A 25,553-nucleotide genomic window follows, 5' to 3' on the forward strand; every position below is an offset into this window, starting at 1 on the left:
CAGGGAAATAACTTGGGCAGATGTCTACTTCGCGTAGTGCCGGATGAGGCTTTGCACTTCCGGCGGCGCGGGCGGCAGGTTGAATACCCGCTCCATCAGGGCATCGAAGGAGTGCGCGGGCGTGAAGATGGCATCGTGGTAGGGGTTGGCCGAAAACCGAATGAAGCCCGGTTGCCCGTTCACGCTCACCATATCTACCGTCACGGTGCCAAACTGCTGGTTGCAGCGCCCCGACTGCGTGCAGTCTTTGGGCTGGGGCTTCAGAAAATGCTTGTCGATGGTTTCGATGTAGCGCTCGTGGCGCAGGGTGCGCTGGTCGGAAGTAGAGAGGTTGTAGCCCAGCGCCAGCACCCGGTCGCGGATAAAGTCAAACAGGTGGCGGAAGTTGCCGGGGCCGATGCTGGGGTCGAAGAAAAACAGCGCGCCCTGACGGCCACATTCTTCCAGCAGCTGCACGCGCAGCCCCTGCCCGCACACGCCGGTTTTGCGAAAGTGGTACGCTTTGAAATACGGCCCCATCCAGTTCAGATACACCTGTTGCGCCACCCATTGGTCGTGCGCCCGCACCTGCGCCGGCGTGCGGGCCAGAGGCTGCCACTGCGCCGCCTGCTGGGTGCCGGGCGAAGCCAGAATACGTTTTAGAAATCGGAACAAGGGAATAAGTCAGTTTAAAGAGAGAACACCGGCTTTCTGAAATAGTTTTTGGGCAATCCGGCCGCTGGGGTCGGGGAACGGTTGTGTTTATATTGAGTTTTTTATATATTATTTACTCAAACCAGCCTCCCATGCCCACGCAGCAACGCACCACCCTTCGGCAGCAGTTATTAGCCGAATGCTGCCGGATACAGCAGCTGAAGGCTGATAATGCCCGCCAGGCCATGCTGGAAGTGCAGGAAAGCGCCAACGAGGGTCAGGGAGCCATTGAAGACATGTTTGAGTCGTTTCGGGCGGCCTGCCAGATTCAGCGCGACCTGTTTGCCCGCCAGCTCGACGAGGCGCTGCTGGGCCTGCGGGTGCTGCAGCGCATTCCGGCGGTTCAGCCGCACCCGGAGCAGCCCAATCTGGGCACCATCATCATCACCGACACCCAGCGGTTTTTTATTGCCCTCAGCCTGGGCGAAATAACCGTAGCCGGCGAGGTCTACTGCGTCATCTCGGCCTTTTCGCCGCTCTACCTGGCCATGGCCAGCCGCCGCGTGGGCGACACGTTTGCCTTCCGCGACAAGAAATACTGCATAAAAAGTATTGTGTAGCAGATGTTTGCTTGTTGAATCAGGGCTTAGCGCACCCGCGCCCAGTAGTGCGAGCGGCCGATGAGCGAGAAGCCGATGAAGCCTTTCACTTCCAGCCGGTCTTTGCTCAGGCGCATGTAGCACGAGTAGGTACGGCCGCTGGCGGGGTCATAAATCTGCCCGTCTTCCCAGCGCTCCGAGTCGGGGTTGTAGCGCAAGTCCTGGAGCACCACCAGGTTGTGCAGCGGCTGGGTGCGCTTGTCAGCGTTGGGGTTGCGCTGGTCGAGCTTGGGGCGGCCCGTGTTGGCATCCAGCGGCTCGCGCAGCCACACCACGCGGCCGCAGAGCCGCTCGCCGCAGCGGTATATCTCAATGTGCGTGTCGCCCGTGTCATCGGCCCACACCCCAAAAGGCACCGGCGACTGCGCCCGCGGGCCAAACGGCACCGCCAGCCAAAGCAGCAGACTCAACAGCAGGAGCTTCAAGGGAGAGAAAGCGAAAAAGGCGTTGGGGAAGAGAGAAGGAGCAGAATGGGAAGGTAACAAAAAAAGCGACGCTCCGGTTTGGGAGCGTCGCCGGAGAAGCGGGCCGAAGAGCCGGGGTTATTTCACCCGCGTCCAGGTCTGCGATTTGCCGATGAGCGAGAAGCCGATGTAGCCTTTCACTTCCATCGTGTTGGCATTGATGACCTTCATGTAGCAGGAGTAGGTTTTGCCATCCTCGGGGTTATAGATGGTGCCATCGTCCCACTTGTTGTCATCGTCCTTCTCGAAGTTCTTCATAAACACGAGGCCCAGACGCGGGCGGTTGCGCAGCTTCGGGTCGGGGTTCTGCGTGTCGAGCTTGGGCTTGCCGGTGGCCGGGTCGTTGGGCACGGTCAGCGACACGATTTTGCCGAACAGCTTGTCGCCGCTCTGGTAGATTTCAAACGTGGCTTTCTTCTCGGCGTTGGTCCAGATGCCGAGGGGTGATGCTTTCTGAGCCGAGGCCAGGCCGGTGAAGCCTAGGAGCATGGTCAGGCAGAGGAACAGGGTTTTTTTCATGTGACAGGGAGGGATATGATGGTTTTCGGGAAAAAGATAAGCGAAAACTCTGGAAGTGCCACAAGGCAGTTCAGCAAGTTGGCCGGGTTGCGGATTGCAAGTTTGAGGCCGAAATCCGTGGCGCCCCAAAGTGAGGGAGAATTGCAAAAAAGAAGCGCTTGACACTCAGTGGAATGGCCCGGAAGCCAGCTTGGAAGGCAAAAAAAAGCGTTTTTAATTTTGAACCATCCGGGGGCCTTTTAACTTTACCAGCCAGTAGTGAGTGCTACGACCCCGCCCAAGCAACCCTAAGATGTTGGGCCGCGCCGGCGGGGGTATGTCGGATCTAAAGAAAGGAGGTACAACATGTCTAGTAGTCCCAAACAAATCCTGCCAAGCCTGTCGAATGTAGTCCGCTTCACCGCCGGACGCGCCTAACAACAGCTTTCGCGCGGAAACGGCCCAATCTGGCTTTTTCCCGCATTCTGGCAAGGTCTTACACAAAGGATGACGGGGCTGTACCCCAGCCTCGCCGCTTGGTAAGATTTGAAGGATTAGATGCCCGGTTCGCCCAGCAGCCTCTCTGGAGGTTCTGCATAGGCGACCGGGCATCGTTTTTTTGTGCCCTTTCTGAGCTAGCGCGGGGCTGTTTTGCGGCTCGTAGCCGGCTTACGAACGGCCGACTTGCTAGCCGTTGTCTTCCGGGCCACCCGCTTGGGTGCCACGGCCTTCTTCTTCACATACCGGGCCGGGCTGGCGGCCCGCGCAGTGCTCCGGGGCTTGGGCCGTAGCCGCACGGCGGTGGCGGAGCGCTTTGCTTTGCTCAGACCGCGCACCCTTGGCGGCGGAACCACCAGGGTGGTAGCCAGCCGGGGCTTGCGGGCCGGCAGCGCGGCCACTACGGCCGCCGCCGGCGCTGCCGCAGGTGGGGTCGGCGCTTTAGCTTTAGCTGCCGGGCCGCCTGGCACCACGCCCAGCACGCGCCGGATGCCCATGAAGCGCCGCTCGTAGTCGGTGCCCTCCACCTGGCTGATCTTCACGCCTGACTCGCGGCGGGCCGACGACGAATGAATGAAGCGCAGCGGCTCGCCCCCCTCCGAAATAACAATGCCTGCGTGGCCGGGCGTGGTAGAAGTAGTGGCGGTGCCGGTGAAGATGACCATATCGCCGCGGCGGGCCTGGCTGCGCTCTACGGGGCGGCCGGTATTGATGAGCAGCGCCGTAGAGTGGGGCACCGGCACGCCGAAATGGCCATACACGAACATCAGAAAACCGGAGCAGTCGAAGCCGCCGGTGGGGGTGGTGCCGGCGTAGGTGTAGGGTGAGCCCAGCTGCTGCATGGCAAAGTGCACGAGGCTATCGGCCCGCGGCTGGGCGCTGGTGGTTATCACGGAGGCCATACGGGCCGGGGCCGCAGGAGTGGCCGCGGCCAAAGCCGGAACAGGAGCCGTGGCGGCCAGCGGCTGGGGGCTGGCCGGCCGCAGGTACTGCCACCCCACATAACCCAGAAGGCCGGTAATCAAAGCAAGAAAAGCAAGCCAGACGTAGCGCATAAAACCAGAAACTGAAAGCCCGGAAAAGCCGGCTTCACCCTGCCCTAACGGTGGGGCCTGGGTGCGGGTTCCTGGGGGCACGGGGTGCAGCAGGGGCAAATGGACGGTGCCGTGGTGGGGTTTCGGCGCTATCTTGCAACCCCGGCCGGTTTTTGCCGTCGGGGAGGTGGCGCACGGCGCGTCGCCTGTTTCCTTCACTCACTCCCGTTTCTTTCGCATGATGCACTCTTATTTCCGCCGGCTGCTGGCCGTGGCCGCGGTACTGCTGCTGGGCCCGCTTTCGTCGGTGCTGGCGGCCTCTACGCTGCGCTACACGCTGGCCATGCCGGCCCCGCAAACCCACTATTTCGAGGTTGAAATGGCTCTGGGCGATTTTGGCAAGCCGTTCACCGACGTAAAAATGCCCGTCTGGGCTCCCGGCTCGTATCTGGTGCGGGAATTTGCCAAAAACGTGGAAGGCTTCGGGGCCCAGGCCGGCAGCGCAACGCTGCGCACGGAGAAGATTAGCAAGAATACCTGGCGCGTCTATCATCCCAAAAGCAAGAATTTCACGGTGCGCTACCGCGTGTATGCCTTCGAGCTGAGCGTGCGTACCAGCTTCATTGATGCGGCCCACGGCTACGTGAACGGTACCAGCGTGTTCATGTACCCCGAAGGCGAGCAGAAGCTGCCCAGCACCCTGCTGGTGCAGCCCGCCCCTGGCTGGACGCAGGTGAGCACCAGCCTGAAGCCTGCCGCGGGCGGTGCGCCCTTCAGCTTCCGCGCGGCTAATTATGATGAGCTGGCCGATTCGCCCATCGAAATCGGCAACCAGAAAATTCTCTCGTTTGAGGCCAACGGCACGCCGCATACGGTGGCCATGTTCGGCACGGTGCAATACGACGAGGCCCGCCTGCTGCGCGATATGAAGAAGGTGTGCGAGGAAGCGCACCGCGTGGTAGGCCAAAATCCGCTGGACCGCTACGTGTTTATCATTCACAACATCGACCGGGGCACGGGCGGGCTGGAGCACCTGTTTTCCACCACGCTGTCGGTTTCGCGCACGGCGTATAGCTCGGAGGCGGGCTGGAAGGGCTTTCTAGGCCTGGTGGCCCACGAATACTTTCACCTCTGGAACGTGAAGCGCATCCGGCCGGTGGCGCTGGGGCCGTTCAACTACGATCAGGAAAACTACACCCGCATGCTGTGGGTGAGCGAGGGCGGCACCGAGTACTTCTCGAACCTGATTATGCAGCGCGCCGGCTTTCTGACCCCGGATGCCTACCTGGCCGACCTGAGCAATGGCATCGGCAGGGTGGAGAACACGCCCGGCAACAAGCAGCAGTCGGCCGCCGAGTCGAGCTTCGATGCCTGGATCAAGTACTACCGGCCCAACGAAAACTCGGGCAACACCGGCATCAGCTACTACGATAAGGGAGAGGTAATCGGGGCGGTGCTGGATTTGATGGTGATAAACGCCACCAACGGCAGCAAGAGCCTCGACGACGTGATGCGCTACCTCTACGCGCAGTACTATCAGAAGCTGGGCCGCGGCTTCACCGATGCCGAGTACCAGGATGCCGTAGCCAAAGTAGCCGGCCGCCGCTTCGATGAGTTCTTCCGCGACTACGTGTACGGCACCAAAACCCTCGACTACGCCACCGCCCTGGGCTACGCCGGCCTCACGCTGAGCACCGCACCCACCACCACCGATGCCGTGCTGGGAGCCAACGTGAGCACCAGCGGCGGCAAGTACACCGTGAGCAGCGTGCTGCGCGACGGCAGCGCCTGGCAGGGCGGCTTGAGCGTGGGCGACGAGCTGCTGGCCCTGAACGGCACCCGCCTCACCGACGACCCCAACAAGGCCCTGACCGGGGCCCCCGCCGGAGCCAAAGTGACCCTGCTGGTAAGCCGCGATGGGCAGCTGAAGGAGGTGAGCTTCCCGCTGCTGGCCAACGCCGCCCAGCGCTACCGCATCGAGCGGATGGCTAGCCCCACCGAGCAGCAGCAGCGCGTGCTGGCCAAGTGGCTGCCGGTGACGAAGTAGCGGGAAGCTTTGGTTTGCTACGCAAAACGCCCCGTCCGGACTCCGGACGGGGCGTTTTTGCTTTCTGACTTAAGCTGTGGAGTAGCCGCAGCGCGGTGACAGGTTTGTAGCAACCACATTAGCTGAATGAACAAAGCCGCGTAGCGGTGACAGAGTCGTTCGGGCGGTTCTGTCACCGCTACGCGGCTTTGTTCTTCGCAAATAATACGTACTACAAACCTGCCGCCGCGCTGCGGCTACTTCACAGCTTGAGGTTTTCTACTTGCTGTAATGCCTACTGCCCGGAGCGGGCTATGGCCCCCGGCAGCCGCCCGGCGTTGCGGGGGGAACGGAGCCGATAAATGGTTTCGAGCAGGCCGGCCAGCTCGGCGGCGGGCAGCAGGGCCATTGCCTCTTTGCCGCGGCGCGAAATGATGATGGCTTCCCGGTCGCTGGCGGCTTGATCCATGAGGGCGGCCAGGTTGGCGCGGGCTGCGGAGTAGGAAACGGTGGTCATGGCGTTATCGGCCGGTTGTACAAGTATATTAAGACTTACGCAAAAGGCCGGCTTTGAGCCCCAGCGGGGCGGCATATCGGTAGTAAGTAGCGGATGAACAATAATTAAGCCCCAGCGGGGCGACACATGGCTGCCGAAAAACAGGTGTCGCCCCGCTGGGGCTTTCGTTCAGGTAGTCAAGAAATTACTACCGATATACCGCCCCGCTGGGGCTTGAAGCCGACCTTTTGCATAGGTCCTATATAGCTAAAAAACGGCTGGCCTACTCCCTTGTCTTCATTCACCGGGCAGGGAGGGGCTGACATGCACTCAGTTCCTGAGAAATCAGTCGAAATCAGAAGGCCCCAACTGCAGTGCAGCTGGGGCCTTCTGATTCAGGCGTAGCTACACGCGCTACAGCGGCAGCGCCCCGACGGCGGCGGCCACGTTCACTCGGCCCCAGCCGAAGCTGCTGCTGCGGGCGTTGCGGTTGGAGCTAGCGGCCACCAGGCGGGCCATAATCTGGGCGCGGGTTTCGGTGGGGTACTTAGCCCACACCACGGCGGCCATGCCGGCCATGCTGGCGGTGGCTACTGAGGAGCCGCCCACGGTGCTGGGCGCGTCGCCGCTCATGGCCAGCGTGAGGGGGCGCAGGTTATTGCTGGTGGGCTGCATCACTACCGTGAATTCTACGTCGGCCCCTACGTGGCACTCGTCGCAGCGGGTGCTCAGGTCCGATTTCATGCCTGTCACGGCTACGGCTTCGGGCAGGGAGGCGGGATAGATGACCCCTACCAGACCAGCCGTCCAGTCGAGGGAGGTGCCGGCGGCGCAGAAGATGAGCTTGCCGCGGCCGTAGGCGTAGCGGATGGCATCGGTGATCTGCGAAGAACTGGTGAGGCGGCCCATGCTCATGCTGATAACGCGCACATCGGTGCGGTTGCCGGCCAGTACGTAGGCGTCGGCCACGCCCTTCACCTCGCGGCTGGCATCAATGAACACGTCTTCGGCGGCCCGCACCGTTAGCAGGTTGGCGTTGTAGGCAATGCCCACGGCCGCCCCATCGGTGCCGCGGGGGCCGGCGGCGGCTCCGGCCATGCTGGTGCCGTGGCCGCAGCCGTCGTTGGGCGTTTCGTAGTCGCCGTAGGGGATGCCAAAGATGGAGTTGCGCGGCAGCGTGACCAGGCGCTCCACGGTCCGGCCGCTGCTCAGGCCCTGGTTGAAGGCCGAGCCCAGGTTTTCCTGCGCGTCGGAGCAGCCCGTATCAATTACCACCAGCTTCATGCCTTGCCCCGTGCTCTGGCTCCAGCCCGCCCGGATGCCGTGGTATTGGTCGGCCTGGTTCCACGACGATTTGCTGCCGTTATTGAGAATCGTGTAGTCGTCGCCTGCTACCAGGCCCGCGGTTGCGGTGTTGTTGCCGCAGCCGCTGCTCGAAAGCGCAGCCGCGCCCTTGTTGGCTACGGCGTGGTAGGGCTCGTAGCCCATCGGCTCGGCGTAGCGCACCAGGCCCGAGCGGCGCAGGCGCTGCACGGTGCTCAGCTCGTGCACCTGCACATCGAGCACGGGCAGCACGTTTTCCTCAAATACGAGCAGGCCATTCAGCGTCAGCTTGGGGTTGGCTTTGCGCTCTTCTTCCAGAATAATCTGGAGCACCTGCTGGCGGGCGGCCTGCCAGTCGGTGGCCTGGCCGGCATCGGCGGGCGGGGTGCAGCCGCGGGGCTGGCTGGCCGGCTGGTAGCCCACCGAGAGCACGAAATCGGAGCGGGTGAGGGCGCTCCAGATGGTGTGGTCGGAGGCCTGGGACCAGTCGTAGCGGCCGTCTTTGCGCAGCCCGGCCCAAATCTGGTCGTCGAGCTGCTGGGTGGTAAGGGCTTCCTTGGAGGCTTCGGGCGGCGCGGGCTGGGCTTCTTCGGCTTGCTGCTGGCAGCCGGCCAGCGTGAGGGCCAGCAGTGCCGCCGGTACGAGGGTAGAGGTACGCATAGGGCAGTGAGTTTTGGTGGTGGGGTAGGAAAGAACTGGACTAAAGAAAGAATATTCCTTTTGGTATGCAAGCCTACCAAAGCCCCCGAGCCGAGAGAAGAACCGTCCAAAACCAAAAAGCCCCAACGCTGAGCGTCAGGGCTTTTATCGAAAAAAGGAAAACCAAAAAATTTAGGAGCGCGGGCCGCCTACATCACCCGCTTCAGGGCCACGTCGCGCACGGGCGTTATCACCAGCGGCACCTTCTCTACTTTCACCGAGCTGGTATCGAGGCCGAAGTATTTGTCTTCAGAAGCCGTGAACTGCTTGATGTAGAAGTAGGCCTGCATCACGAGCTTCTCTACCAGCGGGAATTCGTTTTCCACCGACAGGAATTTCTCCAGCACCACGAAGCGGAAGTCGCCGGTGACGTGCTGCTTGCTCAGGGATTCGTAGCGCGAGGTAATGTCCACTTCCTTGTTGCGCACCAGGTCTTCCACCACTTTGCGGAAGTACAGGTTGATGCGCTGCTCGACCCGGAAACCCAGCCGGAACGTGATGCGGAAGGCATCATCGGGGGCCAGTTCCACCACTTTGTACTCCATGGTATACGGCTCGTCGGTGGTGTCTACGTGCACAAACCAGTAGATATCGGCCCGCTTGGGGCGCTTCTGAAAGATGGAGTAGATGATCTTGGACTCAATTTCGGAAGCCCGCTCAGCCGAGGTCATGAACACGAGGTGAGTGGAGTATTTCGGCACCGACTCGTCGTTGCTCAGCTCGCGGAGCGCGTCCATGTAGGGCTCAATCTTCACGAACTCCGTGAGGCGGCGCTTGATGTAGTAGGCCCGCAGCCAGATGTACATCACCGCCATGAGAGCTGCGCCAATGGCCAGCGACACCCAGCCGCCGTGCGGAAACTTGATGAGGTTGGCAACCAGGAACGACCCTTCGATGAGGCCATACAGCAGCGCAAACGCCACCACAATGAGCAGCGGCACGCGGCGCGTACGCAGCCACACGGTGAGCAGCAGCGTGGTCATGAGCATGGTTAGGGTGATGGCCAGCCCGTAGGCCGCTTCCATGTTGCTGGACTCGCGGAAGTAGAGCACCACCCCGATGCAGCCCAGCAACAGCAGCCGGTTCATGCTGGGCACGTAGAGCTGGCCTTTCACGTCGGTGGGGTAGTTGAGGCGTACTTTGGGCCACATATTCAGCCGGATAGCCTCGGCTACCAGCGTGAAGGAGCCCGTGATGAGCGCCTGCGAGGCAATGATGGCCGCAATGGTGGCAATGCCGATGCCGATGAGCAGAAACCACGGCGGCATCAGCTCATAGAACGGGTTGCGGCCGTTCAGCTGCTCGCCCTGGTGTGCCAGCAGCCACGCACCCTGGCCCATGTAGTTGAGCACCAGGCAGCTTTTAACAAAAATCCAGCTGATGCGAATGTTGCCCTTGCCGCAATGGCCTAAGTCGGAGTATAGGGCCTCGGCCCCCGTAGTGCACAGAAACACGGCTCCGAGCAGCCAGAAACCGCCCGGATATTCCACCAGCAGCTTGTAGGCATAATAGGGATTCACAGCCTTCAGAATCTCCGGGTTCTGGGCAATCCAGCTGCCGCCCAGCACGCCCAGCATACTAAACCAGAGCAGCATAATGGGTCCGAAGGCCTTGCCTACTATCTGGGTGCCAAAGCTTTGCAGGAAAAATAGCCCGGCAATGATGGCAATGACTATGTAGACGATAACGTCCTGCGTGAGGTGCGGATACACCTGCTTGAGCCCTTCAATGGCCGAGGACACCGAAATAGGCGGCGTAATCACGCCATCGGCCAGCAGGGCCGCGCCCCCGATGATGGCGGGCACCGTGAGCCAAGCCGCCCGCCGCCGCACCAGGGCGTAGAGCGAAAAAATGCCGCCTTCCCCGTTGTTGTCCGCGTTCAGCGTGAGCAGCACGTACTTGATGGTCGTCTGCAGTGTCAGGGTCCAGAGCACGCACGAAATGCCGCCCAGAATAAGCCGCGGGTCAATCAGCTCCGGCACAATGGCCTTCATCACATAGAGCGGCGACGTACCAATATCGCCGTAGATAATGCCCAGGGCAATGAGCAGTCCGGCGGTTGAAATAGCCGTGTGCGGATGTTTGGCGTCCAGTTGTTTGGCGTCCATGAGGAAGATAGAGGGAAACAGGCGCGGTGTAAAAAGTGGCCAAAGGTAGAGCAAATGCGCTGAACCAAAATGCCCAGGCGCTTACGCAGCCGCGCGGGAAAAAGGCGGGGTAGCTACGAAAAAAAAGATGGATCGGTGGAAGCAGCAGGCAGCTGTGCAGCGGCAGTGGCGGCTTCCTGCTCGGCCTGCCACGCCAGTAGCGCGGCGGCGGCCGCGGCGGCCTCGTCATGGCGCTGCCGGATGCAGCGGTTGGTTTCCGCGGCCAGCCGGTGCCAGGGTTCGGGGGCTCCCGGCAAGGAGAAATAAACGGCCTCGCGCCCCAGCCGGAACAGCCGCAGCCGGTTGGTGCCCCTCGTGCCATAGGCCAGCAACAACGCCCCGGCCGCTACGCCCAGCATGGCGGGCGTGGTGCGCAGCCAGTTTTGCAAAAACGCCAGCAGGAAGCCCGCCAGCGCAAAGCCACCCAGCAAAAACCACAGCAGCCAGCGCACCGGCGTCAGCTCCACGCCCTCCAGCTCCAGCAGCCCGAATGTCTGGCCCTGCACTTCCAGCCGGTCGTGCGTGAGTGTGAGGCGGCCGTCGTCGCTGCGTAGCGTGGATAGCGGGGCCTCGGCCGGCGGCGCTGGCGGCATGGGTGTAGGGCCGGTGGGCTCCGTCGGCGCGGGGCCGGCCGGCGGGGTAGGCGGGGTAGGGGTGTTCATGGGGGTGGCGGGGCCAAACGTAGGCTCTGCCGTAGCGGTGCGCGTCCAGCGGGGCCGGACGGCACTTGTTGCTACGGCAGAGCCCGTCGTCGGGCCGGGGCTTCAGTTATTCACTTTCAGCAGCTCCACGTCAAAGATCAGAGCCGAGTCCGGGCCGATGTCGCGTCCGGCACCGCGCTTGCCGTAGGCCATTTCCGACGGGATGTACAAGCGCCACTTTGAGCCTTCGGGCATCAGCTGCAGGGCCTCTGTCCAGCCGGCAATCACCTGGTTTACGCCGAACGAAGCGGGCTGGCCGCGCTGGTAGCTGCTGTCGAATACGGTGCCGTTGAGCAGGGTGCCGTGGTAGTGGGTGGTCACGTTGGAAGTGGGGCCGGGCTTTTTGCCGCTGCCTTCGGTCAGCACTTCATACTGCAGGCCGCTGGGCAGGGTGTGCACGCCGGGCTTGTTCTTGTTTTCGGCCAGGAAGTCTTCGCCGGCCTGCTTGTTGTTGCTCATATCTGCGGAGTTTGGGGTGTCGTCGTCATCTTCTTCGGGGCCGCCCATCTGGGCCTGCAGCTGCTCCATGGCTTCGCGCATCTGGTCCTGGCTGAGGCGGCTGGGCTGGCCGCTAAGGCCCTCCTTCATGCTGGCGGCCAGCACATCCACGTCCAGGTCGAGGCCCTGCTGGGCGAAGTTGCGGGCCAAATCGCGCCCGATGATGTAGCTGATCTGCTCTTTGAGGCTGCTCAGGTTCATAAATCACTGATTTTCGCTGATTATTCGGCCTGTGCTGATCTGGGGAACAGTCGGAATAACAGCAGGTGGAAAAATGCCGACGGCCCCGCGTGGGCCGCCGAACTGTGAAGTACCGAAAACAGCCGCGAATAGATGTGGTTTTTTTCGGCCCGCCCCACTAACCCACTGATTCAGACCCCCGGATTCTTTACCGGCCCAAAACAAAAAAGCTCCGCCGGGGCGGAGCTTAGGTTGTAACGAGGCTGCAAGCCAGCAAAGCTTAGCAATAATAGCAGTGTTCTTCGTCGTGCAGATCGAAGTGCAGGTTCAGGTCGAGGAGTTGGGCGGTAAGGTAGCCCAGGGAGCCCAGGCCGCCCAGAAACAGGAGTGACGAAAAGGCAGTGGTCTTTTTCATGGCAAAAAACGGTATGTAGAAGCAATTCAGCTTGTTGGCTGGAAAGATAATACGTAGATGTCAGCAAATTGTTATGCAAGCATCATTTATTTGTTGGCAAAGCCTCGCCGCGAGCCTTGCCGGGCTTGGGCTGGTTTGAACTCCTGTTCAACTGCGCGACAGGGGAGGATTCCGTCCGTTTCGGGGCCACGCTATTATAAGGCCGTGGGCGAGAAGCTTTGGCAAGCGGATGCCGGATAAAGCATGAAACATCATCCAAACTACAATACGCGAGATTCCTCGGGTTCTGGCTTGATGTGCCACCTGCCAGGAATGATGGGCTGTTGCCTCTGACTCTACCCACTCTCTGAATCGCTATTCAAGTAAAAAAATATTCATAAAAAATATTTTAAAAATAATAAATTTGATATACTTGCTGTTGCTTCGCCTCCGCTTCTATCCACCTTCAGCACCGCTTCATGTTATTCAACAGCTTTGAGTTTTTGGTGCTGGTACTCGTCACGCTGGCGCTGTATTATCTACCCCTGCTCCGCCGCTGGCAGGTGCCTATCCTCATTGGGAGTAGCCTGTTTTTCTACGCCTGGACCAATCCGTGGCTGTTGCTGCTGTTCCTGCTTTCGGCCTTCGTGAACGTGGCTACCAGCTACCAGGTGGTGCACGCGGCCCCGGAGCGGCGGTTTTTCTACGCCGCGCTGGGCGTGGTGAGCAACCTGGGCATTCTGGCGTTCTTTAAGTATAGCCCCCTCATCGGGCACTCGCTGTTTCCGGATACCAGTGAGGCCGGCCGGTTTCTCTCCCAGATTCCGCTGCCCATTGGCATTTCGTTCTACACATTTGAGGGCATTTCGCTGCTGGTAGATGCCTACCGGGAGCGGGACCGGCACGCGGCCCAGGAGCTGGTGCCCAAATCCATTGGGCAGCACGTGCGCAACACCACCTTGTTCGTGGCTTTCTTCCCGCACCTCATTGCCGGCCCCATCCTGAAAGCCCACCAGTTTATTCCCCAAATCAAGCCCAAATACCTGACGGATATTGACTGGGAGGCGTTTTTTCGGGCCGTAGTAGTGGGGTATTTCCTCAAGATAGTAGTAGCCGACAACCTCAAGGAGCAGACGTTCTGGATTGCCTACCCATACTTCGAGCGCCAGAGCAGCCTGATGCTGATTACCATGCTCTTTGGCTACTCGATGCAGATTTTCGCCGATTTCGCGGGCTATTCGCTCATTGCTATCGGGGTGGCGCACCTGTTTGGCTACAGCCTGCCCGACAACTTCAACTTTCCTTATATCAGCCAGTCTATCACGGAGTTTTGGCGGCGGTGGCACATTTCGCTCAGCTCGTTTCTGCGCGAGTACCTCTATATCCCGCTGGGCGGCAACCGCAAGGGCGAAACCCGCACGTATCTGAACCTAATGGTGGTGATGTTTCTGGGTGGGCTCTGGCACGGGGCGGCCTGGAGCTATGCCGTGTGGGGCTCGTTTCATGGCATTGCGCTGGCCGTGGAGCGCCTCTCGGGGCAGGCCAACCGGGTGCCGCGGACGGTGCTGGGCCGGGTGGCGGCCACGCTGTTCACGTTCGGGCTGGTGTCGTTGGCGTGGCTGCTGTTTCGGCTGCCGAATTTCGAGCAGGCGCTCAGCTACCTCTACCACATGGGCAGCAACCGCAGCTTCGCCATTTCGGGCCTCGAATACCTCACCATTGCCTGCATTCTGATTTATTCGCTGCCGGTGGTGCTCTACCACGTCTGGTACTTAGCCCAGGAAAGCGCCGTGGGCTTCGGGCTGCAGCGCCTCAGCTACGCTTGGTACGGGCTCATGCTGTTTCTGACCCTGACCAACGCCGGGCCCGCGGGCAGCTTCATCTACTTCCAGTTTTAACCGCCAAAGCGTATGCGTCTTATCGTTCGTTCGCTGCTGATTGCCGGGCTGCTGCTGGGCGGCTATAGTCTGCTGCTGCACCAGCTGCCGGCCGCGCTGGTTATTCCGCAGGGCATCAATCAGGACAACCAGATTAAGATGCAGCAGTACGTGTACGGCCGGCCCGAGGCGTATTCGGCCGTGATTGTGGGCTCGTCTTTGGCGGCGAAGCTGCGCTCGTACGCCTTGCCCGCGCACACCTACAATCTGGCTTTTCGGGGGCAGAGCGTGTTTGAGGGCTTCGAGATTCTGCGGCGCACGGGGCAGGTGCCCAAACTGATCTTAGTGGAAGTGGACGTGCTGGACCGCGCCTCCGATGCCAGCACGGCCGCCACGCTGTTTCATCCCATTATGCACCCGCTGCGGCAGGCGCTGCCGGCACTGCGCGAGCAGAATCAGCCCCTCAACCAGCTGTTTGGGCTGGGCTTTCGGGTGCTCGAAAGGCTGAAACCGGCTGCGGCGGGCCGGATTCGGGAGAAGGTAGGCGGGGCGGCGCTGCCCTCGGCTACGGCGGCGGCCGCCGAGGCGCCGGAGGCCCCCACCACGGCCCAGGATGCCGCCCTGGCCCTCAAGATGGAGCAGGGCATGCGCCAGAACTTCGCCCAGCTGCCCGATACGGCCATGTTCCGGCAAAACGTGCAGGCCCTGCGCACCTACATCGATTATTTTAGCCAGCGCGGCAGTCGGGTGGCGTTTTTTGAGATGCCCATCAGCGCGGTGGCCTGCCAGAGCAACAAGCTCAACTACATGCGTCAGCAGCTGCTGACGATGTTTCCGCGGCAGCGCTTCACCTACCTGCCTCAGCCCGATTGCCAGGCCTACACCACCACCGACGGCATGCACCTCTCCGACGCCAGCGCCCTACGCTACTCCCACGAGCTGAACCGCCAGCTGACGCTGCTGCACTCGCTGAGCTACGCGCAATAGGCAGTTGGGGCCAAACCGGGCCAAGCCGGGCTAAAAACAACGGATGCTCTGAGCCGCCTTCGGTAGCTACCGCGGCAAACTTATCGGGCAGTGCCCGCAGTTTTCTGCTCCAACTCCAGTAGCCACTGCTTGCGCCACAGGCCGCCGGCGTAGCCCGTCAGGTGCCCATCGGCCCCGATAACGCGGTGGCATGGAACCAGGATGGCAATGCGGTTCATGCCGTTGGCCGTGGCCACGGCCCGCACGGCGCTGGGCCGGCCCAGCGTCGCGGCCTGCTGCCCGTAGGAGCGGGTGGTGCCGTACGGAATCCGGCCCAGCTCCTGCCACACGGCCTGCTGAAACGCGGTGCCGGGCGCGTGCAGCGGCACCGAAAACTGCTGGCGGTGGCCCGCAAAGTATTCCGTGAGCTGCGTGCGGAGCAGAGCAAAGTGCGGGTTGTCGCTTTGCACGATGGTGGCGTTGAGGCGGCGGGTGAGGTCTTTTAGCTCAGTTTCCAGCATGCGGCGGTCCGTGAATTCGAGCAGGCAGATGCCCTGTTCAGTGCCGCAGGCCAGCATGGTGCCCAGCGGCGTTTCGAGGCGGGTGAGGTTGATGAGCTGCTGCTGCCGGCCCTGAGTGGGCGCCACGCCAAACACGGCTTTAAATGAGTCCTGAAAGCCACTCAACGACTCAAAGCCACTATCAAAAGCGGTGGCCGTAACGGTTTCTCCCCGCTGGAGTTTTTGGAAGGCTAGGTTGATGCGGTTGAGGCGCTGGTAGGCCTGGAATGTGATGCCGTGCTGCCGCTGGAACCAGCGCCGCACCGTGGCCGGCTCCAGGCCCTGCTCACGCAAATCGAAGTCGGTGATTTTGATGGCGGGCTGCTGGCTGAGTTGGTGTAGTAGCGTTTGGATGAATTCTGGCGCAGTGTCGCGGGCGGCCAGCGGTGTGCACACCTTGCAGGGCCGGTAGCCGCGCAGCAGCGCTTCTTTGGTAGTGGCGAAGAACTCCACGTTTTCGGGCTTGGGCTTGCGGGCCGAACAGGTGGGGCGGCAGAAGATGCCCGTGGTTTTCACGGCCGCAATAAATCGGCCCTCATACGTGCCATCTTTGGTAAGCAGCGCCTGGTAGCACTCGGCCGCCGTAGGTATTATCGGTTCTGCAGTCATCAACATCAGGCTGAGGGAAGAGGTGGGAAGCATGGTTTCCCGACAAAGGACGTTGTCAGCCGCGGCCCCCGCAACCGCTAAAGCGACAGGCATTTTCTCAGGAGGCAGCTGCTGCGCAAAGGCTCCGTGGAAGGCGCAAATCCGCGAAACAGGCCCTATATCATGCCAGAGCAGGGCCCAACTTATGAATTGAAGCATGGTGTCTGGCTGGAATGCAGAGGTTTGTCTCACTTCCCCGCCAAGGCTGCCGCCCGGTAGCTGCCGAGGGAAGGCCGCATGGTTTCACCCTTTTCCTCCCTAACTATGCTCTCCCTGCTTCGCCGATTAATACGCCCGTTGTTGCTGCCGCAGTGGTGGCAGGATGCCTTGCTGCTACTGCTGCCGCGCGTGGTGTGTGGCTACCTGCTGGCCTTTGAGTTTGGGGCTGTGAAGTTCGGGCTACCCTGGTCGCCGCCCGACCACAACATAGGGCTGTTTGAAGTGGCGTTCTGGTTTCCGAACGACGTGGCCGCGTACGGCGGACTTTTCGCGCTGCTGCCGGGCTTCTTTGCCTGGATGGGGGCCTTTAGCGAGGCGGTGGGCGGCATCCTGCTACTGCTGGGTTTAGGCACCCGCGTGTCGGCCTTCCTGGTTATCTGCACGATGCTGGTGGCCATTTTCATGCAGCAGATTCACCAAGGCATGTGGAACACGCTGCCCGCGGCCGGCTTCCTGTGGGCCTGTTTGGCGCCGCTGGTGCTGGGCTCCGGCCGCTTCGGCCTCGATTATTTACTCGCCAAACCCCGCACCCATGAAACGCTGTAACGCCTTCATTCTACTGGCCCTGGCCGGCCTGCTGCTGCCCGGCTGCGTGCAAAAAGCCACCGACAAAACTGTGGTCTATCTGCTCGATGTGAGTGGTTTGCCCAACGTGCAGAAGGTAGGTTTGCGCGGCCGTGACAAGCCCCTAAGCTGGGACCAGGACCTAGAGCTGATGTCAATGGTGAAGGACAGCCTCTACCGCGCCGTCGTTACCACGCACACCGGCTACCTCATCACGGAGGTGAAATTCACCATCAACGGGGAATTTGAATTAAAAGAGGCTGACAACCGCCGAATCGAATTTGGCCCCGGTGATACAACTGTGTACCGCGCGCGGTTCAACGTACGGGAGTAGTTTGGCGGAAATGAAACAGCCCCAGTCACACGGGTGGCTGGGGCTGTTTGCAGGGGTAAGGCGAAGGCTATTCCATGTGCAGCTCGCCTTCGTCTTCGTTCTGCCAGTATTTGATGCGCTTGGCTTCCACGCGCACCAGCACCACGCCGGGCGTATCGACACCCTGCGGAAACCACTGATTGAGGCTGGGCACCCAGTGCTGCTGCATGGTGGGCTTGTGCCGGATCAGATGGGCCCGGCCTACTATCGTCAGAAACAATCCTTTCGAACCAGTGAAGCCCAGGCTTACGTGCGGATCTTCGGTGATGTCGCTGACTGTGCGCGACTGCTCGAACGTGAAATAGTAGGAGTTGCCGTCGTAGTTCACGTCGCCGTTGTTGCTCATGGGGCGGGTGCTGAGCTGGCCCCAACTCGTGCGCGTCGTGAGCAGGGCGTAGTCGAGGTTGGCCATTTAGGCGGCAATCTCCTTGAGTGTTTTGGTAGGCATATGAGTATGACGTTGGGGAGGTGGTAGTACGCAGGCAGCGAATGGCGGTTGGGCTACGTGGAGACGCGTAGTTGCGTCTCGCTATTGTAACGTCTTGCCGTTGTAGCTCAAGTCCTAGAGTGTCTGCTAGCCCCAGCGGGGCGGCATATGGGTAGAAGTGCATGGTAGCGTTATAAACCAAGCCCCAGCGGGGCGACACCTTAATTGCGCGGCCAAGGTGTCGCCCCGCTGGGGCTCTCGGGGATTCTTTATCTGCGTTTCTACCGATATGTCGCCCCGCTGGGGCTAGCAGACGCTCCGCAACTTGGGTTTGACAAGGGTATTTAGCAGCACGTCATGCAGCGGCGCAGCCGAAGCATCTCACCGGTATAGTAGAATCAGCTGTTACACTGGCGAGATTCCTCGCTGCTCTCGGAATGACAGAGTCGGGCGTTCTGACGACGAGACGCAAAGTATTGCGTCTCTACATCGTTCAGTTACCAATCAACTGCCGCCTACTCCTGCCGGGCCCGGCTCATGATGCGCCGTTCCCAGCGCTTACGCTTGGGCGCGATGCTGCCGCGCAGGTACTTCTCCATCACCAGCACGGCGCAGGGCGCGGCGGCGGTGGCCCCGAAGCCGGCGTTTTCGAGGTACACGGCCACGGCTATTTCGGGGTTGGAGGCCGGGGCGAAGCCGACGAAGGCGGCGTGGTCGTCGCCTTCGTCGTTCTGCACGGTGCCGGTTTTGCCGGCTACGGTGATGCCCACGTCGGCGAGGCTGGAGGCGTCGGCGGTGCCGCCGCGCTGCAGCACGGCTATCATGCCGGGGATTAGGGCGGCGAAGTTGGCGCTGTCGATGAGGGTGTAGCGCTTTATGAGGAAGCGTGGCAGCGGGCCGCCCTTCCCGATGCCGCGTACCAGGTGGGGCGGGTAGTACCAGCCGCGGTTGGCGATGATGGCCGCCATGTTGGCCATTTGCAGGCCCGTGAGGTTGATTTCGCCTTGCCCGATGCTGAGCGAGTAGATGGAGCGGTAGGTCCAGCGGCGGGTGCGGCGGGCGTGGTCGTAGTAAGCCGGCGTGGGCAGGAAGCCAGGGGCCTCGCGCGGCAGGTCCACGCCCAGCACCGAGTCGAGGCCACAGGAGCGGACGAGGCGACGCCATTGGGCCAGGTTGGCGTGGCGGGCGGCCACGGTGTCCTGCGTGAGGCTGTCGGGCACGTAGTCGATGACGTGCTGCATTACCTGGTAGAAGTAGGGGTTGCAGCTGTACTTCAGGCCGGCGGTGAGGCTGTTGGCGCGAGGATGGTCGTGCACGCAGCTCACCAGGGTCTGGTCGCAGCGGAAGGCGCTGGTGGGGCTGATGGCGCCCAGCTGCAGCGCGGCGGCGGCATTCAGCAGCTTGAACACCGAGCCGGGCGGGTTGGCCAGCATGGCCGGACGGTTGAGCAGCGGCATATCCTCGCTTTCGAGCAGCTCAGCGCGTACGCCGGCCTGGTCGGGGGCGGTGAGGGTGGCGGCGGGGTACACGGGCGCTGAGACGTAGGCCAGGATTTCGCCGGTGCGCGGGTCGAGGGCCACGAGGTAGCCTTTGCGGCCCCCGAGCAGCTTTTCGGCGTAAGCCTGCAGCTTCACGTCGAGGGTGAGGTGCAGGTCTTGGCCTTGCTGGAAGGCGGTGTCTCGGGCCCAGCTGCCGTGCTGCTGGCCCTGCTTGTCGAGGAGGGGGTGCTGGTAGCCGCGGTGGCCGCTGAGCAGGCCGTTGTAGTAAGCCTCCGTGCCGCCGTTGCGCAGGCGGTAGAACCGGCCGCGCCCGGTGCGCTGGGCCTGGCGAAAGAACGGCTGGGCCTCGGCGCTCAGGTAGCCCAGCACCGGGGCGCCCGCGCCGGTGGTATACACGCGCCGGGTACGCTGGGTCACTTTCAGAGTAGGCCAAGCGGCGCTATCCTTCCGCACGCGCTGCACTTCGGCCGCCGTGAGGCGCAGCTGCAATCCAAAATTGGGCCGCGCGCCGGGGTAGGGCAAGGCTTCGGCTATGCGGCGGCGCACGGTCAGAGAATCCCAACCCAGCAGCGCGCCCAGGGCCAGGGTATCGAGGAGCGGGCGGCGCGGCAGCTGCAGCAGAAACTGCGGGCGCGTGGCTAGTAGCACTGAGTCGTGGCGGTCGAGGAGGCGGCCGCGCTGGGGCATCTGGGGTAGGGCTACACGGCGGGCGGTGTAGCGCACGCGCACGTCCTGGGTTTGGGGCGGCAGGTGTTGCTGATCGGGGGAGGAGCAGGCGACCAGCCCGGCCAGCAGCGCCAGCAGGTGGTTTCGCCAGGAAGTGTGAGCCGTGCGCATGGGCTAAAGCTAACCAATTGCCGGGCGCGGGCGGGGGGCGGGGGAGTTTGAAACAGGTCGGTGTACGGTGTAGAGACGCGAAGGGTCGCGTCTCTACACCGTTTTGGCGGAAGGGGTTTTGCTTTGGTCGGAGGGTGTTGCGCCTTGGTCGGGAGGTGTTTTCGAACAGTCGGAGGGTGTTTCGCTTCGCTCGGGAGGTGTTTTCGATTAGTCTGGAGGTGTTTCGGCTTGGTCGGAGGGTGTTTTGCTTTGGTCGGGAGGTGTTTTGCCTTGGTCGGAAGGTGTTTCGTCTTAGTCGGGAGGTGTTTTGCTTTGGTCGAGAGGGGTTTTAGGTGGGTAGGTATTGTGGCGTAATTCGAATACTTTGGGTGCGGTAAGCAAGGGCTTATCACGCCGGGCAGAGCGGTTCTGCTATGTATATCGTTTTATGAATAAGGACAAAGAAGACCAGTTAGTGATGTGTGGGCAGGTGGTGGATTATGTGACGGAGAACAAAGACGCGCTGGCGGCCAGCGAGGTGGCGGCTGAGCAGGCCGACGAGGTAGCCGAGCACTATGCCCAGGTGGAGGGCGCCCGCGGCGGCACGGCCAAGCGCACCAAGAGCCTGACGGCCGATGCCAAAGCGGCCAAAAAGACGCTGCTGGAGCTGCTGCCGGCCCTGCTGGGCCCCCTGAGCCGCATTGCCACCCGCCTCCAGGACAACGACCTGCTGGCCTCGGCCACGCTCAGCAGCAAGCAGCTGCGGAAGCTGCGGCCGCTGGCGTTCGTGGGGGTGGTAGACGCGGTGCTGGCCAGCGCCGCCCGCCCCGACGTGGTGCCGGAGCTGGCCAAGCAGGGCCTCACGGCCAAGGCCCTGCAGCCGCTGCGCGACGCGCTGGCCACTTTCAAAACGGCGCAGCCCGCCGCGCGCAAAACCATTAACGAGCGGGTGGTGGCGGGGGCCGCGCTGGAAGAACTGTTGGATGCCCTGATGGACGAGGTGCGCCAGTTGGATGCCGACATGAAAGCCTTCAAACTGCTTGACCGGGAGCTGTACAACGGCTACACCCAGGCTCGCAAGCTGGTGACGACGGGCGGGAGAGGCGGCGCGGCCGTGGCGTAGAGGTTGGGTGAAATAAGAGCCGGCCCGCTTGTGAGAGCGGGCCGGCTTTGTTTCGGGTAACGGGTGTAGAGACGCGTACTCGCGTCTCCTCGTTGCTGACGTTGTTTGTCGGTATGGTGTTGGCCGTTCAACGAGGAGACGCGAATACGCGTCTCTACAGCGGGTAGATAGATGCTGGTTATTCGAGTGGCGCGAACGGTGTAGAGACGCGTATTCGCGTCTCCTCGTTGCTGACGTTGTTTGTAATGGGTATGGCTGGCGCGGTGCTGGTCGTTCAACGAGGAGACGCGAATACGCGTCTCTACAGCGGGCTAGCGGAACAGGCCTTCTTCGCCGAAATGCTCGTGCTGCCAGCGGCTGGGATTGGTGATGATGTAGCTGCGGATTTTGTCTAGCTCTAGGTCGTTGCGCACCACCCGGTCGTGGTAGCGGGGTTGCCAGGCGAGAGGCAGGGCGGCGTGGCGGGCCTGGGAGGTGGCACCGGCTTTGAAGCCGCGCAGGATGGCCGCCAGGTTTTCGCGTTGGGGAGTAAAGCGGTTTTCGTAGTACAGGTTTGGGACGGGTTCGGTGGGCTTATCGAACAGCAGCAGGCCGTGCAGGTGGTCGGGCATGAGGACGAAGGCATCCAGCGTCACGAAGGGAAAGCGGGTTGGGATCTGCTGCCAGCAGGCCTGCACCAGCGCGGCCACCAGAGTAGGCGCCAGGTGGGCCTGGTCCCAGTCGTGGTTCGGCACCACGATTTCGCCGAAGTAGCGGGTGCGGTGCCGGGTGCAGATGGTGACGAAGTAGGCCCCGTTCTGCCCGTAGTCATAGCCCCGCAGCCTAGCTGTGGCCACGCGGTATCGGTCGCTGTATAATTCGGTATCCATAAATAGAACGATGTAGAGACGCGTATTCGCGTCTCGTCGTTGAACGAGGACGCTTGCGCGCAAGATAACCAACGTCAGCAACGATTGAGACGCAACTATGCGTCTCTACACCCGGCGGTATGGCTCAGCAAAACGCCGCCTGGATTGCTCCAGACGGCGTAGCTGTAACTCGTGCCAGGTTGTAGTTGGCTTACTGGGCCGCCGGATACCAGTTGCGCAGACGGACGTCAATTTTCTTGTTGGCCGTGTTCACGGTTTTCTTGAAGCCGTCCACGTCGCTCAGGCCGCTCTGGCCCCGATAGTGATACGGATACACAATGCCCGGCTTGAAGGCCAGTACACCCTGCGCGGCCTGCTGCACGTCCATGGTGTAGGGCAGGTTCATGCACACGAAGGCCACGTCGATGCCCTTGAGGGCGCGCATCTCGGCAATGTCTTCGGTGTCGCCGGACAGGTACACGTTTTTGCCGCCCAGGCTGAGCACGTAGCCGTTGCCCCGGCCTTTGGTGTGCATGGCGTCGGGGGCTTCGGGCAGGTTGTACATCGGAATGGCCGAAACCTGCATGCCCAGCGTGTCGAGCCGCTGCCCGTTGCGCAGGATGCGGACCTGGGCTTTGTATTCGGCGGGCAGCTTATCGGCCACGGCCTGGGGCACGATCATCAGGGCCTTGCCCACGGAAAGACCCGCCAGTGTTTTCGGGTCGAGGTGGTCGCCGTGAATGTCGGTGATGACGATGACATCGGGGGCGGCCAGGCCGGCGTAGGCCGCGGCTCCGCCGTAGGGGTCCACGTAAATGGTCTTGCCGTTCCAGGTAAACACCACGCTGCCGTGGGTGATGGGCTGCACCATGAGCGGGCCTTTCTTGGTAGCAATCTGGTCGGCGGCCGCGCGCGGCGCGGGGGCGGTTTGGGCTTGGGCCGATGTAGTAAACGCCGCCAGGGCCGCCGCGAGGATAAGGGTGGATTTCATTAGGTTTTTACTGGTGAGGTAGAAGGCAATAAGTTGCTAACTCAGGGCGGGGGTGAAAGTTCTGGGGAAGGCGTTTGCAGAGGGTAACTGGCGTGTTGCAGTCGCTCGGCTGTGCCGAGTGACACTTACGCGTGAGCAGCTCTGCTGCGAATTGGCTGGTGCGGCTAGAACGAGCCAGCGGCGCGGGACGCTCGGGGCAGAGCCCCTCCGGCACACGTGTCACTCGGCACAGCCGAGCGACTGCATGGGGGGGTACAACCTCCACAGTATAGCTGGGTACGAGTTACGGCTGCGCCTAAACGCGCGCCAGTTTGGCGAATCCACTTATCTTTCGCTGGTTATGCAGCCACTCTCCTTGTACTCTGAAGCTCTCAAACACCTGTGCCAGCAGCACCGGGTGCGCCGACTGATGGTATTCGGCTCGGTGCTGACAGACGGTTTTCGCCCCGACAGTGACGTTGACTTAGTGGCCGAGTTTGAGCCCATGCCGCTGGAAGACTATGCCGATAACTATTTCCGCTTCAAGTTTGCGCTGGAAGAGGTACTAGGCCGGTCGGTTGACCTGCTCGAAGCCCAGGCCGTGCGCAACCCGTACTTCCGGCAGCAGCTCGAAGCCACGCAGCAGTTGGTATATGCAGCCTGAAATTCGCGCCTGCCTGCACGATGTGCTACAGGCCATTACCGAAACGGAAGGCTTCTTCGCCGGGCAGCCGCTGGACTTCACCCGCTACCAGCAGGATGTGCGTACCCGCCGCGCCACCGAGCGCAACCTGGAAATAATGGGGGAGGCCGTAGGGCGAATCCTGAAGCTAGAGCCAGCTTTCGCCCTTACCAGTGCCCGTCAGATCATAGCCACCCGCAACCGCATCATCCACGGCTACGATACTGTGTCGGATGAGATGGTGTGGAGTATCGTGGTGCGCCACCTGCCGTTGTTGAAGGCAGAGGTGGTGGCGCTGCTGGGTGGGGAATAAGTAAGTTTTCTGGAAACGAACCGCGCCGCCCAAATTGCTTCAGGCGGCGCGGTTCCGGCTTGCCGCTGGCGCGGCAGTGGAGGTACAACCTCCACGTTATGGCTGGACACGAGTTACGGCTGCGCCTAAACTCGCGCCAGATGGGGTGTTATATAACCAATTGACTTTGGTAATCATGCATTATCTGTCCGATAGATCTAGCCCTAGAGTTATCAGTGAATTTTCCAAGCCCTTTCAATCTATTTATTATAGAAGTTTTAGATAGTTCAAGGCGTATAGACATAGCATTGATGATTTTTATAAAGTCCTTAATGTTGCCAGGCTGATCATCTACGTATAGATGGCCTTCTCTTACACCGAATCTTCTTTGGTATTGTAGTAGCGTAGCCATAAGCGGGACTTTGGGCATCGTTAAACATGCGGCGAAGTAATTTGCTTGCCACTCTATCCACTGCTTTTCGTTCTTCAGGCTATGTTTGTTCGTTTTAAAGCTGTACTCGGAATCAGGTAGTGTGTTTATTAATTCACTTTCAACAATTGTCCCGTCATGGATTATACAGTGGCCAATTTCATGTGCTAAAACAAATTTATATCTTTTTGCTTTGTACAAACTATGGTTAACTTGGATGTTTTGGTTGTTAGCATCGAAGCATCCGAAAATAGCTGCGTTGTTGGTGTTCTTGATTCTAAGGCCTAAGATTTTATTTGTGTATTCAACCAAGTCGTCTATAGATGCGACTCTTTCGCAGTTTAATATTCCTGGGTCTATATGATTGAGGACTTCGTTGGCTATTAATTCTATATTTTCTTTGGAGTAATTTTTAACGTTGTTCTCAATGCCTTTTATATTCTGGAATGCCTTGATCAGTGTCGTATCTATTTCTTTTTCTAAGTGCTTTTCTCCTTGATCTAATTTGACTTTATTCTTGTTATAGAAGTCTATGACTGTATTTGATCTTAATTTATTGTACAATACAATATTGTATTGATTACTTATGTCTACGCCAACAAGCATTATGCCTTGTGATTCAGCAAAATTGTGAGCCGATTTTTGAAATCTGCTTGTGGCAATGAATACTGCCTTTGAGTTTCTAGGTGCGACTTGTTCAATCTTTTTGGAAAAAGCTTCGAGTCTATCTATTGATATTGGTGTCTTATAGTCCTTGCACTCTATGATATAAATGAGAGAATATCTATCGGCGCCAGGAGGTTGAACTTCTACTGTTAAATCAAAAATAATATTGCCTTTTCTAGCGTGTGAATAATATGGTTCCTTTTTCTTGATTGTATATGCGTCAGCCATGACAGCGATTCTCTTTTCCTCTATCATGGTTTCAATAATGCGTAAAGCTCTTTCTTCAAAAGCATCTCCTTTTGCGGTAGTATTCATGATATCAGATTTTTGCAAGTATTAGCTA

At 60.5% G+C, this 25,553-nt stretch carries 25 protein-coding genes; 9 read left to right on the forward strand and 16 right to left on the reverse strand.

The window, feature by feature from the left end; genetic code table 11:
- Positions 1 to 24: 24 nt before the first annotated feature.
- A complete protein-coding gene (locus tag BUB62_RS14115; protein ID WP_073111127.1) occupies positions 25 to 654 on the reverse strand; it encodes a hypothetical protein in 630 nt (209 codons plus the stop codon).
- Positions 655 to 785: 131 nt separating this feature from the next.
- Between BUB62_RS14115 and BUB62_RS14120 the strand changes: the two genes are divergently transcribed.
- A complete protein-coding gene (locus BUB62_RS14120) occupies positions 786 to 1,253 on the forward strand; it encodes a hypothetical protein (RefSeq protein ID WP_073111129.1) in 468 nt (155 codons plus the stop codon).
- Positions 1,254 to 1,279: 26 nt separating this feature from the next.
- Here BUB62_RS14120 and BUB62_RS14125 read toward each other — a convergent pair whose 3' ends face one another.
- The 3 genes from BUB62_RS14125 to BUB62_RS14135 form a co-directional block, all read right to left on the reverse strand.
- Positions 1,280 to 1,717, reverse strand: a complete 438-nt coding sequence (locus BUB62_RS14125) for a DUF2147 domain-containing protein (protein WP_073111131.1) — start codon at positions 1,715 to 1,717, stop codon at positions 1,280 to 1,282.
- 117 nt (positions 1,718 to 1,834) lie between these two features.
- Entirely contained in the window at positions 1,835 to 2,275 is a 441-nt protein-coding gene (locus tag BUB62_RS14130) for a DUF2147 domain-containing protein (protein ID WP_073111133.1), read from the reverse strand.
- Positions 2,276 to 2,889: 614 nt separating this feature from the next.
- Positions 2,890 to 3,777 carry a C40 family peptidase gene (locus BUB62_RS14135; RefSeq protein WP_234988738.1) on the reverse strand — a complete coding sequence of 296 codons (888 nt, stop codon included), beginning with the start codon at positions 3,775 to 3,777 and terminating at the stop codon, positions 2,890 to 2,892.
- A 247-nt stretch (positions 3,778 to 4,024) separates the two neighbouring features.
- Here BUB62_RS14135 and BUB62_RS14140 point away from each other — a divergent pair, with 247 nt between their 5' ends.
- The gene (locus BUB62_RS14140) at positions 4,025 to 5,833 is read left to right on the forward strand and encodes a M61 family metallopeptidase (protein ID WP_073111136.1); all 1,809 of its coding nucleotides are present in this window, start codon (positions 4,025 to 4,027) and stop codon (positions 5,831 to 5,833) included.
- Positions 5,834 to 6,107: 274 nt separating this feature from the next.
- On the opposite strand, the gene BUB62_RS14145 is transcribed toward BUB62_RS14140, so the two are convergent.
- From BUB62_RS14145 to BUB62_RS19685, 6 genes are all read right to left on the reverse strand, one after another.
- Complete coding sequence (locus BUB62_RS14145) at positions 6,108 to 6,329, reverse strand: type II toxin-antitoxin system Phd/YefM family antitoxin (RefSeq protein ID WP_073111138.1); 222 nt, start codon at positions 6,327 to 6,329, stop codon at positions 6,108 to 6,110.
- A 393-nt stretch (positions 6,330 to 6,722) separates the two neighbouring features.
- The gene (locus BUB62_RS14150; protein WP_073111140.1) at positions 6,723 to 8,291 is read right to left on the reverse strand and encodes a S8 family peptidase; all 1,569 of its coding nucleotides are present in this window, start codon (positions 8,289 to 8,291) and stop codon (positions 6,723 to 6,725) included.
- A 188-nt stretch (positions 8,292 to 8,479) separates the two neighbouring features.
- Positions 8,480 to 10,438: a KUP/HAK/KT family potassium transporter gene (locus tag BUB62_RS14155; RefSeq protein WP_073111142.1), complete on the reverse strand. Its 1,959-nt coding sequence runs from the start codon at positions 10,436 to 10,438 to the stop codon at positions 8,480 to 8,482.
- Between the two features lie 113 nt (positions 10,439 to 10,551).
- Complete coding sequence (locus BUB62_RS14160; protein WP_073111143.1) at positions 10,552 to 11,139, reverse strand: hypothetical protein; 588 nt, start codon at positions 11,137 to 11,139, stop codon at positions 10,552 to 10,554.
- Positions 11,140 to 11,241: 102 nt separating this feature from the next.
- Complete coding sequence (locus tag BUB62_RS14165) at positions 11,242 to 11,877, reverse strand: BamJ family beta-barrel-assembly machinery protein (RefSeq protein ID WP_073111145.1); 636 nt, start codon at positions 11,875 to 11,877, stop codon at positions 11,242 to 11,244.
- 259 nt (positions 11,878 to 12,136) lie between these two features.
- Positions 12,137 to 12,271: a hypothetical protein gene (locus tag BUB62_RS19685; RefSeq protein ID WP_262490514.1), complete on the reverse strand. Its 135-nt coding sequence runs from the start codon at positions 12,269 to 12,271 to the stop codon at positions 12,137 to 12,139.
- A 458-nt stretch (positions 12,272 to 12,729) separates the two neighbouring features.
- Here BUB62_RS19685 and BUB62_RS14170 point away from each other — a divergent pair, with 458 nt between their 5' ends.
- Positions 12,730 to 14,148 (forward strand): MBOAT family O-acyltransferase, encoded by a 1,419-nt coding sequence (locus tag BUB62_RS14170; protein ID WP_073111146.1) that lies wholly within the window; start codon positions 12,730 to 12,732, stop codon positions 14,146 to 14,148.
- 12 nt (positions 14,149 to 14,160) lie between these two features.
- Positions 14,161 to 15,114: a hypothetical protein gene (locus tag BUB62_RS14175; RefSeq protein WP_073111148.1), complete on the forward strand. Its 954-nt coding sequence runs from the start codon at positions 14,161 to 14,163 to the stop codon at positions 15,112 to 15,114.
- A gap of 80 nt (positions 15,115 to 15,194) precedes the next feature.
- Here the strand turns inward: BUB62_RS14175 and BUB62_RS14180 are convergent, their stop codons facing one another.
- Positions 15,195 to 16,262, reverse strand: a complete 1,068-nt coding sequence (locus BUB62_RS14180) for a bifunctional transcriptional activator/DNA repair enzyme AdaA (protein WP_143164186.1) — start codon at positions 16,260 to 16,262, stop codon at positions 15,195 to 15,197.
- Between the two features lie 303 nt (positions 16,263 to 16,565).
- On the opposite strand from BUB62_RS14180, the gene BUB62_RS14185 reads away from it, so the two are divergent.
- Both BUB62_RS14185 and BUB62_RS14190 read left to right on the forward strand, forming a co-directional pair.
- Complete coding sequence (locus BUB62_RS14185; RefSeq protein ID WP_200799934.1) at positions 16,566 to 17,066, forward strand: DoxX family protein; 501 nt, start codon at positions 16,566 to 16,568, stop codon at positions 17,064 to 17,066.
- Positions 17,053 to 17,418, forward strand: a complete 366-nt coding sequence (locus BUB62_RS14190) for a hypothetical protein (protein WP_073111152.1) — start codon at positions 17,053 to 17,055, stop codon at positions 17,416 to 17,418. The genes BUB62_RS14185 and BUB62_RS14190 overlap by 14 nt, the downstream gene beginning before the upstream one ends.
- A gap of 67 nt (positions 17,419 to 17,485) precedes the next feature.
- Here the strand turns inward: BUB62_RS14190 and BUB62_RS14195 are convergent, their stop codons facing one another.
- Together BUB62_RS14195 and BUB62_RS14200 are read right to left on the reverse strand one after the other, a co-directional pair.
- Positions 17,486 to 17,869, reverse strand: a complete 384-nt coding sequence (locus BUB62_RS14195; protein WP_200799935.1) for a pyridoxamine 5'-phosphate oxidase family protein — start codon at positions 17,867 to 17,869, stop codon at positions 17,486 to 17,488.
- Positions 17,870 to 18,399: 530 nt separating this feature from the next.
- Positions 18,400 to 20,220 carry a peptidoglycan D,D-transpeptidase FtsI family protein gene (locus BUB62_RS14200; RefSeq protein WP_073111154.1) on the reverse strand — a complete coding sequence of 607 codons (1,821 nt, stop codon included), beginning with the start codon at positions 20,218 to 20,220 and terminating at the stop codon, positions 18,400 to 18,402.
- A 427-nt stretch (positions 20,221 to 20,647) separates the two neighbouring features.
- Between BUB62_RS14200 and BUB62_RS14205 the strand changes: the two genes are divergently transcribed.
- Positions 20,648 to 21,322, forward strand: a complete 675-nt coding sequence (locus tag BUB62_RS14205; RefSeq protein WP_073111155.1) for a hypothetical protein — start codon at positions 20,648 to 20,650, stop codon at positions 21,320 to 21,322.
- Between the two features lie 311 nt (positions 21,323 to 21,633).
- Here BUB62_RS14205 and BUB62_RS14210 read toward each other — a convergent pair whose 3' ends face one another.
- Both BUB62_RS14210 and BUB62_RS14215 read right to left on the reverse strand, forming a co-directional pair.
- On the reverse strand, positions 21,634 to 22,191 hold the full coding sequence (locus BUB62_RS14210) for a transposase (RefSeq protein WP_073111157.1): 558 nt from the start codon (positions 22,189 to 22,191) through the stop codon (positions 21,634 to 21,636).
- A 190-nt stretch (positions 22,192 to 22,381) separates the two neighbouring features.
- Positions 22,382 to 23,161 (reverse strand): MBL fold metallo-hydrolase, encoded by a 780-nt coding sequence (locus BUB62_RS14215; RefSeq protein WP_073111159.1) that lies wholly within the window; start codon positions 23,159 to 23,161, stop codon positions 22,382 to 22,384.
- Between the two features lie 340 nt (positions 23,162 to 23,501).
- Here BUB62_RS14215 and BUB62_RS14220 point away from each other — a divergent pair, with 340 nt between their 5' ends.
- Together BUB62_RS14220 and BUB62_RS14225 are read left to right on the forward strand one after the other, a co-directional pair.
- The gene (locus tag BUB62_RS14220) at positions 23,502 to 23,804 is read left to right on the forward strand and encodes a nucleotidyltransferase family protein (protein WP_073111161.1); all 303 of its coding nucleotides are present in this window, start codon (positions 23,502 to 23,504) and stop codon (positions 23,802 to 23,804) included.
- Positions 23,794 to 24,135 carry a HepT-like ribonuclease domain-containing protein gene (locus tag BUB62_RS14225; protein WP_073111163.1) on the forward strand — a complete coding sequence of 114 codons (342 nt, stop codon included), beginning with the start codon at positions 23,794 to 23,796 and terminating at the stop codon, positions 24,133 to 24,135. The genes BUB62_RS14220 and BUB62_RS14225 overlap by 11 nt, the downstream gene beginning before the upstream one ends.
- A gap of 148 nt (positions 24,136 to 24,283) precedes the next feature.
- Here BUB62_RS14225 and BUB62_RS14230 read toward each other — a convergent pair whose 3' ends face one another.
- A complete protein-coding gene (locus tag BUB62_RS14230; protein WP_073111164.1) occupies positions 24,284 to 25,525 on the reverse strand; it encodes an ImmA/IrrE family metallo-endopeptidase in 1,242 nt (413 codons plus the stop codon).
- Between the last annotated feature and the right edge of the window lie 28 nt (positions 25,526 to 25,553).

Origin of the sequence: Hymenobacter daecheongensis DSM 21074, assembly GCF_900141805.1 — a bacterium.
GTDB lineage: Bacteria > Bacteroidota > Bacteroidia > Cytophagales > Hymenobacteraceae > Hymenobacter > Hymenobacter daecheongensis.

What these genes read in the sequence shown, in the direction of transcription:
- BUB62_RS14205 (WP_073111155.1), top strand. Translation starts at nt 20,648, where the DNA reads ATGAATAAGGACAAAGAAGACCAGTTAGTGATGTGTGGGCAGGTGGTG.
- BUB62_RS14210 (WP_073111157.1), bottom strand. Translation starts at nt 22,191, where the DNA reads ATGGATACCGAATTATACAGCGACCGATACCGCGTGGCCACAGCTAGG.
- BUB62_RS14180 (WP_143164186.1), bottom strand. Translation starts at nt 16,262, where the DNA reads ATGACTGCAGAACCGATAATACCTACGGCGGCCGAGTGCTACCAGGCG.
- BUB62_RS14140 (WP_073111136.1), top strand. Translation starts at nt 4,025, where the DNA reads ATGATGCACTCTTATTTCCGCCGGCTGCTGGCCGTGGCCGCGGTACTG.
- BUB62_RS14160 (WP_073111143.1), bottom strand. Translation starts at nt 11,139, where the DNA reads ATGAACACCCCTACCCCGCCTACCCCGCCGGCCGGCCCCGCGCCGACG.
- BUB62_RS14165 (WP_073111145.1), bottom strand. Translation starts at nt 11,877, where the DNA reads ATGAACCTGAGCAGCCTCAAAGAGCAGATCAGCTACATCATCGGGCGC.
- BUB62_RS14170 (WP_073111146.1), top strand. Translation starts at nt 12,730, where the DNA reads ATGTTATTCAACAGCTTTGAGTTTTTGGTGCTGGTACTCGTCACGCTG.
- BUB62_RS14215 (WP_073111159.1), bottom strand. Translation starts at nt 23,161, where the DNA reads ATGAAATCCACCCTTATCCTCGCGGCGGCCCTGGCGGCGTTTACTACA.
- BUB62_RS14225 (WP_073111163.1), top strand. Translation starts at nt 23,794, where the DNA reads ATGCAGCCTGAAATTCGCGCCTGCCTGCACGATGTGCTACAGGCCATT.
- BUB62_RS14190 (WP_073111152.1), top strand. Translation starts at nt 17,053, where the DNA reads ATGAAACGCTGTAACGCCTTCATTCTACTGGCCCTGGCCGGCCTGCTG.
- BUB62_RS14130 (WP_073111133.1), bottom strand. Translation starts at nt 2,275, where the DNA reads ATGAAAAAAACCCTGTTCCTCTGCCTGACCATGCTCCTAGGCTTCACC.
- BUB62_RS14175 (WP_073111148.1), top strand. Translation starts at nt 14,161, where the DNA reads ATGCGTCTTATCGTTCGTTCGCTGCTGATTGCCGGGCTGCTGCTGGGC.
- BUB62_RS14185 (WP_200799934.1), top strand. Translation starts at nt 16,566, where the DNA reads ATGCTCTCCCTGCTTCGCCGATTAATACGCCCGTTGTTGCTGCCGCAG.
- BUB62_RS14220 (WP_073111161.1), top strand. Translation starts at nt 23,502, where the DNA reads ATGCAGCCACTCTCCTTGTACTCTGAAGCTCTCAAACACCTGTGCCAG.
- BUB62_RS14200 (WP_073111154.1), bottom strand. Translation starts at nt 20,220, where the DNA reads ATGCGCACGGCTCACACTTCCTGGCGAAACCACCTGCTGGCGCTGCTG.
- BUB62_RS14230 (WP_073111164.1), bottom strand. Translation starts at nt 25,525, where the DNA reads ATGAATACTACCGCAAAAGGAGATGCTTTTGAAGAAAGAGCTTTACGC.
- BUB62_RS14150 (WP_073111140.1), bottom strand. Translation starts at nt 8,291, where the DNA reads ATGCGTACCTCTACCCTCGTACCGGCGGCACTGCTGGCCCTCACGCTG.
- BUB62_RS14195 (WP_200799935.1), bottom strand. Translation starts at nt 17,869, where the DNA reads ATGGCCAACCTCGACTACGCCCTGCTCACGACGCGCACGAGTTGGGGC.
- BUB62_RS14155 (WP_073111142.1), bottom strand. Translation starts at nt 10,438, where the DNA reads ATGGACGCCAAACAACTGGACGCCAAACATCCGCACACGGCTATTTCA.
- BUB62_RS14145 (WP_073111138.1), bottom strand. Translation starts at nt 6,329, where the DNA reads ATGACCACCGTTTCCTACTCCGCAGCCCGCGCCAACCTGGCCGCCCTC.
- BUB62_RS19685 (WP_262490514.1), bottom strand. Translation starts at nt 12,271, where the DNA reads ATGAAAAAGACCACTGCCTTTTCGTCACTCCTGTTTCTGGGCGGCCTG.
- BUB62_RS14120 (WP_073111129.1), top strand. Translation starts at nt 786, where the DNA reads ATGCCCACGCAGCAACGCACCACCCTTCGGCAGCAGTTATTAGCCGAA.